Source organism: Streptomyces hyderabadensis (assembly GCF_020404845.1).
Lineage (GTDB): Bacteria > Actinomycetota > Actinomycetes > Streptomycetales > Streptomycetaceae > Streptomyces > Streptomyces hyderabadensis.
Genome location: NZ_JAIOJZ010000039.1, coordinates 13,912 through 31,037, shown reverse-complemented (window position 1 = coordinate 31,037; position 17,126 = coordinate 13,912). Strand labels below are relative to the sequence as shown.

The 17,126-nt window shown below is 73.4% G+C and carries 8 protein-coding genes; 3 read left to right on the top strand and 5 right to left on the bottom strand.

The features are described 5' to 3' along the window. Positions 1–26: 26 nt before the first annotated feature. The 5 genes from nudC to K7854_RS26135 all read right to left on the bottom strand — a co-directional run bounded on the left by nudC (position 27) and on the right by K7854_RS26135 (position 10,618). Positions 27–971, bottom strand: coding sequence for an NAD(+) diphosphatase (gene nudC / locus K7854_RS26155; RefSeq protein ID WP_226028993.1), 945 nt, complete (start codon positions 969–971; stop codon positions 27–29). Positions 972–1,131: 160 nt separating this feature from the next. Next, entirely contained in the window at positions 1,132–2,544 is a 1,413-nt protein-coding gene (locus K7854_RS26150; protein ID WP_226028992.1) for a dipeptidase, read from the bottom strand. A gap of 10 nt (positions 2,545–2,554) precedes the next feature. Continuing rightward, complete coding sequence (locus tag K7854_RS26145) at positions 2,555–6,079, bottom strand: ATP-dependent helicase (protein ID WP_226028991.1); 3,525 nt, start codon at positions 6,077–6,079, stop codon at positions 2,555–2,557. Positions 6,080–6,287: 208 nt separating this feature from the next. Then, positions 6,288–9,920: an ATP-dependent helicase gene (locus tag K7854_RS26140; protein WP_226028990.1), complete on the bottom strand. Its 3,633-nt coding sequence runs from the start codon at positions 9,918–9,920 to the stop codon at positions 6,288–6,290. A 266-nt stretch (positions 9,921–10,186) separates the two neighbouring features. Then, complete coding sequence (locus K7854_RS26135) at positions 10,187–10,618, bottom strand: MGMT family protein (RefSeq protein ID WP_308112564.1); 432 nt, start codon at positions 10,616–10,618, stop codon at positions 10,187–10,189. A 185-nt stretch (positions 10,619–10,803) separates the two neighbouring features. Between K7854_RS26135 and K7854_RS26130 the strand changes: the two genes are divergently transcribed. The 3 genes from K7854_RS26130 (at position 10,804) to K7854_RS26120 (ending at position 17,090) form a co-directional block, all read left to right on the top strand. Then, entirely contained in the window at positions 10,804–13,608 is a 2,805-nt protein-coding gene (locus K7854_RS26130; protein ID WP_226028988.1) for a lysylphosphatidylglycerol synthase transmembrane domain-containing protein, read from the top strand. A 185-nt stretch (positions 13,609–13,793) separates the two neighbouring features. Beyond that, positions 13,794–15,344 (top strand): alpha/beta hydrolase, encoded by a 1,551-nt coding sequence (locus K7854_RS26125; RefSeq protein WP_226028987.1) that lies wholly within the window; start codon positions 13,794–13,796, stop codon positions 15,342–15,344. A gap of 204 nt (positions 15,345–15,548) precedes the next feature. Next, a complete protein-coding gene (locus K7854_RS26120) occupies positions 15,549–17,090 on the top strand; it encodes an alpha/beta hydrolase (protein WP_226028986.1) in 1,542 nt (513 codons plus the stop codon). The last annotated feature ends 36 nt before the right edge of the window (positions 17,091–17,126 follow it).

Sequence of the window (17,126 nt, the reverse complement as noted above, 5' to 3'; positions counted from 1 at the left end):
GGACCGCCCCTCGCGTTACCTCGGGCTCAGAAGGCGCTGCGCGTCGGCAGGGGCCTGCCGTACCACAGTTCGATGAGGCGGGCCGCGATCGAGATGCCGTAGGGCGGCAGCACCTCGCCGGACTCGAAGGCGGCACCCAGTTCGTCGCGGGAGAACCAGCGGGCCTCGTGGATCTCGTCGCCGTCGACGTTGATCTCCGTCGACGTGGCGTGGGCCATGAAACCGAGCATCAGGCTGGACGGGAAGGGCCACGGCTGGCTCGCGACGTACTGGACCGGACCGACGGTGACACCCACCTCCTCCTGGACCTCGCGGCGTACCGACTGCTCGATGGACTCCCCGGGCTCCACGAAACCGGCGAGGGTCGAGAAGCGGCCCTCGGGCCAGTGCACCTGGCGGCCGAGCAGGATGCGGTCCTCCTCGTCCGTGACGGCCATGATCACCGCCGGGTCGGTGCGCGGGTAGTGCTCGGCGCCGCAGGCCGGGCAACGGCGGATGTGGCCGGCCGCGGCGATGACGGTGCGCTCTCCGCAGCGGGAGCAGAACCGGTGCAGACGCTGCCAGTTCTCCAAGGCGACCGCGTGGGCCATCAGACCGGCGTCCCGGGGCGACAGGAGCAGCCCGGCCTCGCGCAGGCCCGCGGGACGGGCGGACTGGTCCATGCGGCCGGGCAGCGAGTCCTTCTGGAGGGCGAAGTAGCTGATGCCCTCCTCGTCGGTGCCCAGGAAGTAGCGGTGAGCCTCGGTGAGCGGGGCCTCGAAGGAGGGGGTCATGACGAGTTCGGTGGCCCCGTCCGGCGTCTCGTCGATCAGGACCTGGCCGCCGGACACCACGAAGCAGCGCGTCGAGGGGTGGCTCCACGCCGCCGCGAGCCAGGCCTCGTCGAGGCGGTGGTGGGCGGCGCGGTCGATGCCGCTCGGAGCGGTGAGCGAGATGGGACGGTCGGCGGTGTGGTCGGTCCAGGTGGTCACGGGTGCTTCCAACTCCCCCGGTGAGCGGTTCGGTTCGGCAGGCGGTTTCGGCGGTTCGTACAGCGGGCGGTGACCGGGTCCGGGAGGGCTCGGCGGTGCGGGGCGGCCTTTCCAGTGTGCCGCGCGCGACGCCGGGCGGGTCCCGGACCGTGCGCGGTGCTCAGGGGGCGTGACGCCAGTGCTCCGCCAGATCGCCCCAGAGGTGGGCGGAGGTTTCGACGCCCTTGAGGAGCAGGTCCAGTTCCACCTTCTCGTCGGGGGCGTGCCAGCCGTCGGACGGGACGGAGATGCCGAGGAAGAGCACCGGCGCCCCGAGGACCTCCTGGAGGTCGGCGGCCGGTCCGGAGCCGCCCTCGCGCGTGAAGCGGACCGGTTTCCCGAAGGCGCGGCCCATCGCCCGGACCACGGACCGCAGCGCCGGGTGGTCCAGCGGCGTCAGGCACGGGCGAGTGGCGGAGCCGAAGGTGATCTCGCAGCGGATGCCCGCCGGAACCTGGTCGGCGGCCCAGGCGCGGACGGCCTTCTCCACGTGGTCCGGGTCCTGGCCCGCGACGAGGCGGAAGGAGAGCTTCACCATGGCGGACGACGGGATGATCGTCTTGCTGCCGGGGCCCTGGTAGCCACCTCCGATGCCGTTGACCTCGGCGGTGGGGCGGGCCCAGATGCGCTCCAGGGTGGTGTGTCCGGCTTCGCCGTGGGCGGCGTGGGACTTGGCCGTGCGCAGCCACTGCCGCTCGTCGAAGGGCAGCTCGGCGAACAGCTCGCGCTCGCGGTCGGTGAGGTCGGCCACTCCGTCGTAGAAGCCCGGGATCGCCACGCGCGCGTGCTCGTCGTGCAGGGCGGCCACGAGGCGGGCGAGGGCGGTGGCCGGGTTGGGGACCGCGCCGCCGAAGGAGCCCGAGTGGACGTCCTGGTCGGGTCCGTACAGGTGGATCTCGCACTCGGCGAGGCCCCGCATGCCGGTGCAGACCGTGGGGGTGTCCTCGGACCACATGCCGGTGTCGGAGACGATCACCGCGTCGGCGGTGAGCCACTCGGCGCGCTCCTCGACGAGGGCGCGGAAGTGCGGGGAGCCGGATTCCTCCTCGCCCTCGATCAGCAGCTTGAGGTTCACCGCGGGGGCGGTGCGGCCGGTGGCGGCGAGATGGGCGCGGACCCCGAGTGTGTGGAAGAACACCTGCCCCTTGTCGTCGGCCGCCCCGCGCGCGTAGAGGCGGTTCTCTCGGACGACGGGCTCGAAGGGCTCGCTGTGCCAGCCGTCCTCGCGGGCGGCGGGCTGTACGTCGTGGTGGCCGTAGACGAGGACCGTCGGCGCCTGCGGGTCTCCGGAGGGCCACTCGGCGAAGACCGCGGGGGCGCCGGGCGTGGGCCAGACCTCGGCGGTCGGGAAGCCGGTCTCCTTCAGTGCGGCGGCGAGCCAGTCGGCGCTGCGGCGGACATCGGTCGCGTGCTCGGGCTGGGCCGACACGGACGGGATGCGCAGCCAGTCGACGAGGTCGTCGAGGAAGGCGTCGCGGTGCTGTTCGATGTACGTGCGGACAGCGCTGACAGCATTGTCAACGGGGTGGCTCATGCTTACGAGCCTATCGGCCCGCGCGCGCACCCCGGTCGTGCGGTTCGTCACCGACCGGCTCGGCCAGCAGCAGCTTCTCCAGCGCCGCGCGGTCCGGCAGCCCCTGGGGCCGTACGACCTCGCCGGTGCGCACGTACAGGAAGGCGGCCGTCACCGAGGTGGGCGGTACGCCCTGCTGCTCGGCCCAGGCGACGCGGTAGAGCGCGAGCTGGAGCGGGTCGGCGGTGGCGGCGCGGTTCGTCTTCCAGTCGACGATCTCGTACGTCGCGGTGGCTCCGTCGCCCTCCTTGTAGACGGCGTCGATGCGGCCGCGTACGACCCGGCCGGCGAGCGAGAGCTGGAAGGGCGCCTCGACGCGGAAGGGGGTGCGGCGGGCGTACTCGGTGCGCTCGAAGGCGTCCTTCAGGAACTCCAGGTCCTGTTCGTCGGCGATCTCGGCGTCGCCGCCGGGCAGCTCCTCCGGCTCCAGCAGGGGGAGCGTCAGGGGTTCGAACCGGGCCTCGACCCAGGCGTGGAACCGGGTGCCGCGGCGGGCGGCGGGCTGCGGCGGGCGGGGCATGGGGCGGGCCAGCTCCTGGGCGAAGCCGTCCGGGTCGGCGGCCAGGCTCAGCAGCTGGGAGGCGGTCAGCGACGCCGGAAGGGGCACTTCGGTGACGCTCTCGCGGGCGCGCAGCAGCTCGCCGGTGAGTGCGTCGAGGTCACGGTCCCAGGAGGCGACGGTGCGGGCCTCCTCCGGCGTGAGGCGAGCGGGCGCGGGCGGCGCGGACCGGGGGGCGGGGGCGGGCGGCGCGGACCGGGGGGCGGGGCCGGCGCCGGGTGGCTGTTCCCGGGGCGTCCCCTGGTGCGGGACCGTGGGGTCCTGCCGCGGGGCGGCGGGGCGGTCGGTGGTCCAGGTGTCCCAGTCGGCGGGGTCCCCGGCCCAGTCGGGATCCGCGTCCTCCGGGAGCGCCTCGTCGTCCTCCGGGGGCGGCGGCCAGTCCGGGTCGTCGTAGGCGCCGGGGCCGGGGTCGGCGGTCAGGCCGCCTTCCCCGGCGGCGAGGGCGTCCAGGTGGGCGAGGACTGTCCCGGCGGCGGCCCGGCGGCGGGCGAGTGCCTCGTCGTCCAGGGGCAGGGGCCAGACCTCGTCGGCGGTGGCCCGGTGCAGGGCCGGGTTCTCCTCGCCCTCGGCGGGTTCGTCCGCCCAGGCCTCGATCTCGCCGTGTCCGGCGGCGCAGTGCTCGTACAGGGCCGTGAGGAAGTCCGAGGGGCCGCGGGGCTTCTTCTGGCTGGGGCCCCACCAGTGTCCGGAACCGAGGAGGAGGGAGCGGGGGCGGGTGAAGGTGACGTAGCCGAGGCGCAGTTCCTCGGTGTGCTGGTGGTCCTTCATGGCCTCGTGGAAGGCCTTCAGGCCGCGGGAGTCCCACGACATGACGTCGGGCAGGGTCTCGGCGTCGCCGCGCAGGCCGTGCGGCAGCACCTTGCCCTGGGCGGTCCACTTCTCGCGGCCCTGACCGCTGGGGAAGGTCCCGGTGACGAGACCGGGCACGGCCACGACGTCCCACTCGAGTCCCTTGGACTTGTGCGCGGTGAGCACCTTGACGGTGTTCTCGCCGCCGGGCAGCGCGTTGTCCAGGCCCTTCTCGTACTGCGCGGCGGTACGCAGGAAGCCCAGGAAGGCGAGCAGGGTGGCCTCGCCGTCGCCCGCGGCGAAGGACGCGGCGACGTCGAGGAAGTTGGACAGGGTCTCGCGGCGGCGGGCCGCCAGGGCGTGCGGGGACGCCGACAGCTCGACCTCCAGGCCGGTGACGGCGAGGACGCGGTGCAGGACGTCCATGAGCGGGTCGGACAGCGCCCGGCGCAGCTCGCGCAGCTCGGTGGCCAGCCGGGCGAACCGCACGCGCGCGTCCGCCGAGAAGGGCAGCCCGTCGTCGTCCCCGCTGCCGTCCAGCGGCGTCTCCAGGAAGGTGTCCAGGGCGTCCGCGAGCGATATCACCTCGGACGGGTCGACCCCCTCGACGGCCTCGGCGAGCCTCCGGTCGGGGTCGTCGTCGCCCGCCACGCGCGCGTGGCTCACCAGCAGCCGGGCACGGCGGCCCAGGAGGGCCAGGTCGCGCGGGCCGATGCGCCAGCGCGGACCGGAGAGCAGACGCACCAGGGAGGCGTTGGCGCCCGGATCCTGGAGGACTTCGCAGACGGCGACCAGGTCGGCCACTTCGGGCAGGTGCAGCAGCCCGGAGAGGCCGACGACCTCGACGGGAACGTCGCGGGCCACCAGCGCGCCCTGGATCTCGGCGAAGTCGGTCGCCGTGCGGCACAGGACGGCGATCTCACCGGGAGCCGTGCCGGTGTCCACGAGGTGGGCGACGGAGTCGGCGATCCAGTCGATCTCCTCGGCGTGGGTGCGCAGCAGGGCGCAGCGGACCGTGCCGTCGCGTTCGGCGCCGGGGGCGGGCCGCAGGGCCTCCACGCCCGCGTGCATGGCGCGCAGCGGCGCGGCGAGGCCGTTGGCGAGGTCGAGGAGGCGGCCGCCGCTGCGGCGGTTCTCGCTGAGCGCCTGTCGGGTGGCGGGGCGGCCGTCGGCGCGCGCGAAGTGCTCCGGGAAGTCGTCGAGGTTGGCGACGGAGGCTCCGCGCCAGCCGTAGATCGCCTGGCAGGGGTCGCCCACGGCGGTCACGGGATGGCCGGTGCCACCGCCGAACAGGCCCGCCAGGAGGATGCGCTGGGCCACGGAGGTGTCCTGGTACTCGTCGAGCAGCACGACCCGGAACTCGTCGCGCAGCACGCGGCCCACCTCCGGGAGCCCGGCGAGCCGTGCGGACAGGGCGATCTGGTCGCCGAAGTCGAGCAGGTCCCGTTCGCGCTTGGCGGCCCGGTAGCGGATCACCAGGTCGGCCAGTTCACGGCGGGCGGCTGCCGCCTCGGGGACCTTGCGCAGATCGGCGTTGCCGAGCTTGACGCTCCGCAGGGTGTCCAGGAGCCCGGTGTCCCAGGTGCGCAGGTCTTCGGGGCGCACCAGGTGCTCGGCGAGCTCCGCGTCGAGGGCGAGGAGGTCGCTGACCAGGTCGGCGAAGGAGCGGGTGAGGGCGGGGTAGGGGCCGGGGGCCTCGCGCAGCACTCGCGCGGCGAGCTGGTAGCGGGTGGCGTCGGCGAGCAGCCGGGAGGTCGGCTCCAGGCCGAGGCGCAGGCCGTGGTCGGTCAGGAGGCGGCCCGCGAAGGCGTGGTAGGTCGAGATCACCGGTTCGCCCGGCGGATCGTCCGGGTCGATCACGTCGGGGTCGGTAACGCCGGCCCTGATCAGCGCCTTGCGGACGCGTTCGGCGAGTTCGCCGGCCGCCTTGTTGGTGAAGGTGAGGCCCAGGACCTGCTCCGGGGCGACCTGGCCGGTGCCGACCAGCCACACCACGCGCGCGGCCATCACCGTCGTCTTGCCGGACCCGGCTCCGGCCACGATCACCTGCGGGGCGGGCGGCGCGACGATGCAGGCCGTCTGCTCCGGGGTGAAGGGGATACCGAGGAGCTCCTTGAGCTGCTCGGGATCGGTGAGATGGGCGGGCACGTCAGAGAGGCTAGCGGCGGGCACTGACAGCGGGGTGCGGGGTCACCTGCCGGGAGGAGAGAAACGCAGGTCAGGCCCTGTGGTGCGGCTCGTCACACCGGCGGCCGTCCCTCGCTCACGTCGCTCCGGTCGCTTCCCTTGCTCCGGTCGCTCCCCCCCTACTCCCGCGCTTCTCCCCTGCTCCAGTCGCTTCCGTCGCTCTCCTGGCTCACTCCACGACGTGCCGCCCCTCGGGCCGGGCGCTGCAGGACGCGCGGAAGGCGCAGTGGGTGCAGTGCTGGCCCGTGGTCGGGGTGAACCGTTCGTCGAGGACCTTGCCCGCGGCCGTCGCCAGCAGGTCGCCGACCCACTCGCCCTCCGGCCCCTCCTGCGACTCCTGCGCCTGCACCTTCGGCAGGGACTCGCCGCCGTCCCGCCGGGGCGCGCCCTGGCGCAGGTGGACGAGTTCGGCGCCGCCCGGTTCGGGACGTACGCCGTCGAAGGCCGCGTCGACGGCGCCCTCGCGGACGGCGAGCTGGTAGACGGCGAGCTGCGGGTGGCGGGCCACCTCTGAGGACGTGGGTGCGTGTTTGCCGGTCTTGAAGTCGACGACGTAGGCGCGGCCGTCGCCGTCGGCCTCCACGCGGTCCATCTGGCCCCGGATGCGCACCTGGTAGTCGCCCGCCTCCAGGGTCACGTCGAAGTCGTGCTCGCTCGCCACCGGGGTGCGCCCGGCGCGGTCCATGACGTGCCACTTCAGGAAGCGTTCGAGCGCCACGCGCGCGTTGGCCTTCTCCTGCGCCGACTTCCACGGCGCGTCGAAGGCGAGCGCGTTCCACACGGAGTCCAGGCGTTCCATGAGGACGGCGAGGTCGGCCGGGGTGTGTCCGGAGGCCACCTCGTCGGCGAGTACGTGCACCACGTTGCCGAAGCCCTGGGCGGTGGTCGCGGGCGCGTCGGCCTTCACCTCGCGGCCGAGGAACCACTGCAGGGCGCAGGTGTTGGCCAACTGGTCCAGGGCGCTGCCGGAGAGGGTGACGGGCTGGTCTCGGTCGCGCAGGGGCACCTTGCTCTCGGTCGGGTCCCACATGCCCCACCAGCGGTAGGGGTGGGCGGACGGCACCAAGGGGCGGCCGTCCTCGTCGGTCAGCGCGGCGAGCCGGGCCAGACGGCGGGCCGCGGCCTCCCTCAGGGGCTCGGAGACGCGGGGGTCGACCGTGGTGGCCCGCAGTTCGGCGACGAGCGCCGCGACGGCCAGGGGGCGGCGCGGGCGGCCCGTGACGTCGGCGGGTTCGACGCCGAGTTCGGTCAGGAACCGTGAGGGCTGGTCCCCGTCGTCGGCCGGTGCCTTCACCGCGGTCACGACGAGTCGTTCACGCGCGCGCGTGGCGGCCACGTAGAACAGGCGGCGCTCCTCGGCGAGCAGGGCGCCGGGGGTGAGGGGTTCGGCGAGTCCGTCGCGGCCGATCCGGTCGGCCTCCAGGAGCGAGCCGCGCCGGCGCAGGTCCGGCCACAGGCCCTCCTGGACACCGGCGACGACGACCAGCCGCCACTCCAGGCCCTTGGAGCGGTGCGCGGTCATCAGGCGGACGGCGTCGGGGCGTACCGCACGCCGCGCGAGGGTGTCGGCCGCGATGTCCTCCGCGTCGATCTCCTCCAGGAAGTTCAGGGCACCCCGGCCACCGGTGCGCTCCTCCGCGCGGGCGGCCGTCGCGAACAGCGCGCACACGGCGTCCAGGTCGCGGTCGGCGTTGCGCCCGGCCGCGCCGCCGCGCCGGGCGGAGCGTTCCAGGCGGGTGGGCCACGGGGTGCCGTCCCACAGGTCCCACAGCGCCTCCTCGGCGCTGCCGCCTCCCGCCAGGCGCTCACGTGCCTTGCGCAGCAGCGCGCCGAGCCGCTGGGCGCCGCGCGCGTACGCGGGGTCGTGTACGGCGAGCCGCTCCGGCTCGGCCAGCGCCCGCGCGAGCAGTTCGTCCGAGGGCGGCGGGAGCGGGTTGCCGGCGGCGCGCTCTTCGTCGCGCAGGGCGCGCCCGAGGCGGCGCAGGTCCGCGGCGTCCATCCCGGCGAGGGGGGAGGTGAGCAGGGTGAGGGCGGTCTCGGTGGACAGCCAGCACGGCTCGTCAGCGCGGTGGGCGCGGTGACCCCGCGCGGGCTTCGCCTGGGTGTCTGCCTCCGTTTCGGTATCCGTGTCGGTGTCGGCATCCGCGTCCACATCCGCATCCGCGTCGGCGTCGGAATCCGCGTCGCCCACGGGCTCGCGTACGGGTGCGTCGTTCGCCGCCGCCTCGGGCACGTACTGCTCGACCGCGTCGGTCTCGACACTGGCAGGGCCGACGCTGACAGCGACCTCGGCCAGCCCTCCCGAGCCGGTCTCAACTCCGCCCGGGCCGGCGGTCTCAGCCTCCTCCGCTCCGCCCTGGCCCGTCCCGCCCGGGCCTGTCCCGGGCTGCTCCCCCGCTCCCATCCCCGTCGCGGCCTCCGCCACGGCTCGCAGTGCGGTCAGCAGGGGCGCGACCGCGGGCTCGTGGCGCAGGGGCAGGTCGTCGCCGTCGATGTCCAGCGGGACGCCGGCCGCGGTGAGGACCCGGCGGAGCGTGGGGATCGTGCGCGAACCGGCGCGCACCAGGACGGCCATCTCGCTCCACGGGACGCCGTCCTCCAGGTGCGCCCGGCGCAGAATGTCGGCGATGTTGTCCAGCTCGGTGCCGGCGGTCGGGTACGTGTACACCTCGACCCGCCCGCCGTCCCGCGCCGGGGTCAGCTCACGGTGGGCGCGGACCTTCTCGGCGGGAAGGCGGGTCAGCGGCATGCGCCGGGTCAGCAGCCGGGTGGCGGCCAGCAGCGCGTCGCCCGACCTGCGTGAGGTCCGCAGCACCTCGACCGGCGCCGGGCGGCCGTCCGCGCGCGGGAAGGCGGTCGGGAAGTCCAGGATGCCGTTCACGTCCGCGCCCCGGAAGGCGTAGATCGACTGGTCGGGGTCGCCGAAGGCGACGAGGGTGCGCCCACCGTCCGCCAGGGCGTGCAGCAGCCGTACCTGGGCCGGGTCGGTGTCCTGGTACTCGTCGACGTACACCGCGTCGTACTGGGCGGCCAGGTGCGCGGCGACCTCGGGACGGCGGGCGAGGAGCACCGCGCGGTGGACCAGTTCGGCGTAGTCGAGCACGCCCTGGAGGTCGAGTACGTCGAGGTACTCGGCGAGGAAGAGGGCGGCGGCACGCCAGTCCGGGCGGCCGATGCGCCGGGCGAAGGCCCCGAGCGCGTCCGGGCCGAGCCCCAGTTCGCGGCTGCGGGCGAGCACCGCGCGGACCTCGTCGGCGAAGCCGCGGGTGGTCAGGCAGGCCCGCAGCTCGTCCGGCCAGCGCACGTGGGCGAGCCCGAGCCGTTCCAGATCCAGCTGGCCGGCGAGCAGCTCGCGCACCGTCACGTCCTGCTCCGGTCCGGACAGCAGCCGCAGCGGCTCCACGAACAGGTCGCTGTCCTGGTGGGCGCGGACCAGGGCGTAACCGAAGGAGTGAAAGGTCGTCGCCCGGGGAGCACGCGCGGCGCCGATGCGCAGCGCCATCCGGTCGCGCAGCTCGACGGCCGCCTTGCGGCTGAAGGTCAGCACCAGGATGCGTTCGGGGTCGCCGCCCCCGGCGATCCGGTCCGCCACCGACTCGACCAGGGTGGTGGTCTTGCCGGTGCCCGGCCCCGCCAGGACGAGCAGCGGTCCGGCCCGGTGGTCAACCACGGCGCGCTGTGCGGCGTCCAGACGAGGGGGGTCCACGCGTGCCGGCGCGGTACGCACCAGTCGGTAAGCGCCACGGCTCCCCCGTCGCGCCTGGGGGTGCGGCGGGTGTCCGGTGGAGGAAGAGGAGCTCACGTGGTTCGCCGGTCCTGGTGGGTGTGCTGGTGGGCCGTCCGCGCCGCGGGCGGGGCGGTGGCCGCGGGATGAGGGGGACGTGTGCGGCCGACGCTACGCCGACGCAAGAGGCGGAAGCAGTGCTTCCTCTTCTTCCCTCGGGTCACTCCTGGCACGAACGCCCCCTGCCCCACGAACGTACGTCATGCCACGGACATGCCCGAAGTGCCCGGTTTAGCTCATACGGATCACAGGTCACACATCGGCCGGCCGCATGGCGGAAGCTGTCAGGTGTGACCCTGTGCGCGTCCGCCGTGCTCCTGTGTGCGTCCACCGCCGTGCTCCGGCGGGCGCTGACCGCCGTCCCACCGCGCCCGCTTCAGATCGAGGCGCGGCAGGTGCCCCTCGGCGGCCCTGCTCGCCTCCTTCAGGGGCGTGCCCTCCTCTCGGTAGCGGTCGAGCGCCTCCAGTTCGTGCCCCGCGAGCAGGACCCCGTCCGCGCGGACGACACGCCACCAGGGGACGCCTCCCCCGTACAGGGACATGACGCGGCCGACCTGGCGGGGTCCGCCCTCTTCCAAGTACTCGGCCACGTCCCCGTACGTCATGACGCGGCCCGGCGGGATCACTTCGGTCACGTCGAGGACCCGCTCGGCGTACTCGGGCAGCGCGTCCGCGGTCTCCGGACGGGCGCCGTCCGGAAGGCTCTGCTCGCTCATCCGCCCCATCCTGCCGTACCCCGCCGACAACGCGACGCGCTCCCGAGGGTCCGCGTCCCTCGCCCGCGAGCGGCGCTTCGGGCAGACTGTGCGGCCCGCACGGGCACCCTGATGCCTGCCGAGTCCGACGCGGCATGCCACCATCGTGCGGGTGGTGACCAGTGATACGAGAGCAAGAAGAGGCGATGAAGCAGCAGGGTGTGCACCCCGAGGACGCCGAGGGCACCTCTGACGCTTCGTCACGCCCGGACACCGCGGACGCGGGCGGCGGCAAGACCGGCGAGCGGGTGGCCGAGGGCCCGTCGGCGACGGCCGCCGACCCCGACGACGTGGCGCACATCGACGAGGTCGAGGGCGACGAACCGCTGCTCCCCGCGCGCGTGCACCGCCCCTCCGACCTGGTGCGCCTCCTGGTGGGCGTACTCGCCGTCGCCGTACTCCTGGCCATCGCCGCCTTCGCGCACGGCACCACCTCGGGCCTCGAACAGGACATCAACAAGGGCACCGGGCAGGCTCCCGACCTGCTCATCAAGATCGCGGGGCTGGCCTCCAGCATCGCGATCCTCCTGGTGCCCGTCGCGTTCGCGATCGAGCGGCTGATCAAACGGGACGGGCTGCGGATCGCCGACGGCGTACTGGCGGCGGTCCTGGCGCACGGGGTGACCCTCGCCACCGACCTGTGGGTCGCCAAGGCCGCTCCCGGCTCCATCCAGGAGGCGCTCACCCAGCCGTCCCCGGGCGACATCCACGCGCTGACCGACCCCGTGCACGGCTACCTCGCCCCGGTCATCGCGTACATGACGGCCGTCGGCATGTCCCGCAGACCCCGCTGGCGCGCGGTGCTGTGGATCGTGCTGCTCCTCGACGCCTTCTCGATGCTCGTCACCGGGTACACGACACCCTTCTCGATCATCCTGACGGTCCTCATCGGCTGGACCGTCGCCTACGGCACCCTGTACGCCGTCGGTTCCCCCAACGTCCGGCCCACCGGGCGGACGCTGATGGCGGGCCTGCGGCACGTCGGCTTCCGGCCGGTGACCGCCGCCCGGCAGGAAGCGCCGTCCGACAGCGTCGAGACCGGTGACCGCGGGCGCCGCTACTTCGTCACGCTGGAGGACGGCCGGCCGCTCGACGTGACGGTGGTGGACCGCGAACAGCAGGCGCAGGGCTTCTTCTACCGCGCCTGGCGCAACCTGACGCTGCGCGGCTTCGCCACCCGCAGCAGCCTCCCCTCGCTGCGGCAGGCGCTGGAGCAGGAGGCGCTGCTCGCCTACGCCGCCATCGCGGCCGGTGCCAACGCCCCCAAGCTCATCGCGACCTCGGAGCTGGGCCCCGACGCGGTGATGCTCGTCTACGAGCACACCGGCGGGCGCACCCTGGACTCGCTGGCGGACGAGGAGATCACCGACGAGCTGCTGCGGGGCACCTGGGAGCAGGTGCGTGCCCTGCAGTCCCGGCGCATCGCGCACCGCAGGCTGGTGGGCGACGCGATCCTGGTGGATCGTTCCGGCACGGTGATCCTCACCGACCTGCGGATCGGCGAGATCGCCGCCGGCGACCTGCTGCTGCGCATGGACATCTCCCAACTCCTGGTGACGCTCGGCCTGCGGGTCGGCGCCGAACGCGCGGTCGCGTCGGCGGTGGACGTCCTCGGCCCCGACACGGTGGCGGACTGCCTGCCGATGCTCCAGCCCATCGCGCTCAGCCGCTCCACGCGCGCGACGCTGCGCAGACTGGCGCGGGAACGCGCCCAGCGCGAGCGGGAGGCGGTGCTGGAGTCGTCCCGGCAGGCCAAGCTGGCCCGCGCGGAGGCGGCCGCCGGCGACGCCGGGAGCCACGCGCGCGAGCAGGCCGACAAGTCCACCCAGACCGACAGACCCGACAAGCCCGACAGACTCGACAAGCCCGGCAAGAAGGCGGTACGTGCCGAGCAGCGGGCCGAGAAGCGGGCCGTGGACGAGGCCATCGAGGAGGCGCGCGAGGAGGATCTGCTCACTCAGATCCGGCACGCGGTGCTGCGCATCAGGCCGCAGGCCCCCGTCGAGCCGGCCCGGCTGGAACGGGTGCGGCCGCGCACGCTGATCAGCTTCATCGCGGGCGCGATCGGCGCCTACTTCCTGCTGACGCAGCTCACCCACATCGAGTTCGGGCCGCTGATCTCGAACGCCCAGTGGGGCTGGGTGGCCGCCGCCGTGCTGTTCTCGGCGGCGAGCTACGTCGCGGCGGCGATGTCCCTGCTGGGTTTCGTGCCGGAGAAGGTGCCGTTCCTGCGGACCGTGGCCGCGCAGGTCGCCGGATCGTTCGTGAAGATCGTCGCCCCCGCCGCGGTCGGCGGCGTCGCCCTGAACACCCGCTTCCTGCAACGCGCGGGCGTGCGCCCCGGGCTCGCGGTGGCGAGTGTCGGCGCGTCCCAGTTGTTCGGGCTCGGCTGCCACATCCTGATGCTGCTGTCCTTCGGTTATCTGACCGGCACCGAGAAGACTCCGTCGCTGTCGCCGTCCAGGACGGTCATCGCCGGTCTGCTGACCGTGGCGGTGCTGGTGCTCGTGGTGACGTCGGTGCCGTTCCTGCGCAAGTTCGTCGTCACGCGCGTGCGGTCGCTCTTCGCCGGGGTCGTGCCGCGCATGCTGGACGTGCTGCAGCGGCCGCAGAAGCTGATCACCGGCATCGGCGGCATGCTGCTGCTGACGGCCTGTTTCGTGATGTGCCTTGACGCCTCGATCCGCGCCTTCGGCGACGACTCGTCGTCGATCAGTCTGGCGAGCGTCGCGGTCGTCTTCCTCGCGGGCAACGCCCTGGGGTCCGCCGCGCCGACGCCGGGCGGTGTGGGCGCGGTGGAGGCGACGCTGACGGTCGGTCTGATCGCCGTCGGCCTGCCCAAGGAGGTCGCCGCGCCCGCGGTGCTGCTCTACCGGCTGCTCACCCTGTGGCTGCCGGTACTGCCGGGCTGGCTGGTCTTCAACCACCTCACGCGCAAGGAAGCGCTGTAACCGGACCGGGCGCCGTAACCGGACCGAGCGCCGTAACCGGACCGAGCGCCGTAACCGGACCGAGCGCCGTAACCGGACCGGGCGCCGTAACCGGCCCCGGGAGGGGCACTGCCCGCAAGGGTGCTCCGTACCCCGTACGGCCCTGGCCCCGAGCGGGCGCTCCCGCGCGACCGCACGATGGACGCATGCCGAATCCCTCCCGGCTGCGCGCCGCCGCCCTGACCGCCACCGCAGCCGTGCTGTCCGTTCTGCTGGCGGGCTGCGGCGGCGGGTCCCAGGAGGACGACGAGGACCTGACGGGTCAGAAGCTGGACTGGAAGGACTGCCCGGCGCCGTCCGAGGCCGAGGGCGGCGGCGCGGCCCCCTCTCCGCTGCCGGACGGTGACGAGTGGCAGTGCGCCACCATGAAGGCCCCGCTCGACTGGGACGACCCCGACGGCGACACGATCGGCCTCGCGCTGATCCGCGCCCGGGCCAGTGGCGCCGCGGACCGGCGGATCGGCTCGCTCGTCTTCAACTTCGGCGGGCCGGGCGGATCGGGCGTCACCACACTGCCCGCGTTCGGCCAGGACTACGCGAAACTGCGCACCCGTTACGACCTGGTCAGCTTCGATCCGCGCGGGGTCGGCCGCAGCGACCCCGTGGAGTGCCTGGACGACAAGCAGCTCGACACCTACTTCCAGCAGGACGCCACCCCCGACGACCGGGCCGAGCGCACCGAGCTGCTGGACAACACGGAGGAGTTCAACGCGGCCTGCGAGAAGAACTCCAAGAAGATCCTGCCGCATGTGCGCACCACCGACGCGGCCCGGGACATGGACCTGATGCGCCAGGTCCTGGGCGACGACAAGCTCCACTACTTCGGCATCTCCTACGGCACCGAACTCGGCGGCGTCTACGCCCACCTGTTCCCGAAGCACGTCGGCCGGGCCGTCTTCGACGCCGTGGTCGACCCGACGCAGACCTCGGAACAGAGCTCGCTGGGACAGGCCGAAGGATTCCAGCTGGCACTCGACAACTTCGCCGAGGACTGTGTGTCGAAGGCCGAGGACTGCCCGGTCGGAGACACGGCCGAGGACGTCAAGGCGCGCATCGCCCGGCTGCTCAAGGACCTCGACCGCAAACCGATCCCCGGCATCTTCCCCCGCAAACTCACCGAGACCGCCGCGACCGGCGGCATCGCCCAGGCGCTGTACTCGAAGGACTTCTGGGAGTACCTCACCGAGGGCCTGGAGCAGGCGTACGACGGGGACGGCCGGGTCCTCATGGTGCTGTCGGACGCCTTGAACGGGCGCAACGAGGACGGCGAGTACAGCAACATCACCGCGGCGAACGTCGCCATCAACTGCGCCGACGACAAACCCCGGTACGACCCCGCGTACGTGGAGCGCAAGCTGCCCGAGTTCCGGGATGCCTCCCCCGTGTTCGGCGACTACCTCGCCTGGTCCATGCTCAGCTGCACCGACTGGCCGGTCGCCGGAGCCGCCGACCATCCGGACGTCCGTGCCCCGGGCGCGCCGCCGATCCTGGTCATCGGCAACACGGGCGACCCCGCGACGCCCTACGAGGGCGCCGGGAAGATGGTGGACGCGCTGGGCGAGGGCGTCGGTGTGGAGCTGACCTACAAGGGCCAGGGGCACGGCGCCTACGACAGCAAGAACCGGTGCGTGCAGGACGCGGTGCACGGCTATCTGCTCGACGGCCGGGTACCGGCGGCCGGGACCGTGTGCTCCTGACCTGGTGTGCTCCTGACCGCATACTCTCCTGACGTGTACGCTCCTGACCGCGTGTGCCCCTGACCGCCGAAGGCGTCACAGCTCGGGCGAAAATGCAGGTCAGAGGGTTATCCACAGGCGACGGCGGACCCTGCCCGCGCCACCTACCATGGCAGGAACGCCATCCGCCGCAAGGCGCGGACGGCTTGTCAGGGGGGAGAGGACATGGCGCGTCTCGTCCGGTGGACGGCTCTGACGGCCGCCGCCGCACTGCTGACGGCGGGCTGCAGCGGCGGCTCGTCCGACGAGGACAAGGACGACGGGGGCAGGAGCAGCGCGGGACCTTCGGCGGCGGCCCCGTCCGGAGTGCCGCAGGCCCTGGCGTCCCAGACGCTGGACTGGACCCGGTGCAAGGGCACCGACGACGCCCCGGCTCCGGACGGCGACTGGCGGTGCGCCACGCTGAAGGCGCCGCTGGACTGGTCCGACCCGGACGGCGAGACGATCGATCTCGCGCTGATCCGGTCGAAGGCGAGCGGGGACGACCGCATCGGCTCCCTGCTGTTCAACTTCGGCGGCCCCGGCGGATCCGGCGTCTCCATGATGCCGTCCTACGCCGACACCGTCTCCTCCCTGCACGAGCGCTACGACCTGGTGAGCTGGGATCCGCGCGGGGTGGCCGCCAGCGAAGGCGTCCGCTGCCGCAGCGACGCGGCGATCGAGGCCGCCGAGTCGGTGGACTCCACACCGGACACCCCGGCCGAGGAGCAGGCCTATCTGCAGGACGCCGCGGACTTCGGCAAGGGCTGCGAGAAGGCCGCCGGCAAGCTCATGGAACACGTCTCGACCACGGACACCGCCCGCGACATGGACCTGATGCGGCATGTGCTGGGCGACACGAAGCTGCACTACTTCGGCATCTCCTACGGCACCGAACTCGGCGGCGTCTACGCCCACCTGTTCCCCAAGCACGTGGGACGCGTGATCCTCGACGCCGTGGTCGACCCGGCCGCCGACACGATGGGCCACGCGGAGAACCAGGCCAGGGGCTTCCAGCGGGCGCTGGACGACTATCTGGAGTCGACCGGGCAGGACCCCGCGCAGGGCTCCCGGAAGATCGTCGACCTGCTGGAGCGCCTGGACGCGGAGCCGCTGCCGACCTCGTCGCCGGGACGGAAGCTGACGCAGACGCTCGCGCTCACCGGGATCGTGCTGCCGCTGTACAGCGAGAGCGGCTGGCCGGCCCTGACCAGTGCGCTGGAGGCGGCCGAGGAGGGCGACGGCTCGGAGCTGCTGGCCCTCGCCGACGGCTACAACGAGCGCGATCCCTCGGGACGCTACGGCACGACGACCCACTCGCAACGGGTCATATCGTGCCTGGACGACAAGCAGCGGCCGACCGTGGCGGAGACCAAGAAGCTGCTGCCGGAATTCGAGCAGGTCTCGCCGGTCTTCGGCGCCTTCCTCGGCTGGGACACCGCCGGGTGGTGCCACGACTGGCCGGTGGCCGGTCAGCACGAGACACCGGAGGTGAGCGCGCCCGGCGCGGCCCCGGTCCTGGTGGTCGGCAACACGGGCGACCCGGCCACGCCCTACGAGGGCGCGCAGCGGATGGCGGACGAGCTGGGCAAGGACGTCGGCGTGGTGCTGACCTGGAAGGGCGAGGGGCACGGCGCGTACGGGAGCGGGAGCGACTGTGTCGACTCCACGGTGGACGCCTACCTGCTGAAGGGGACGGTACCGAAGGACGGCACGGTCTGCTCATGACGGCGGCGGGGGCTTCGGGCACCTGCGGTGCGCGAA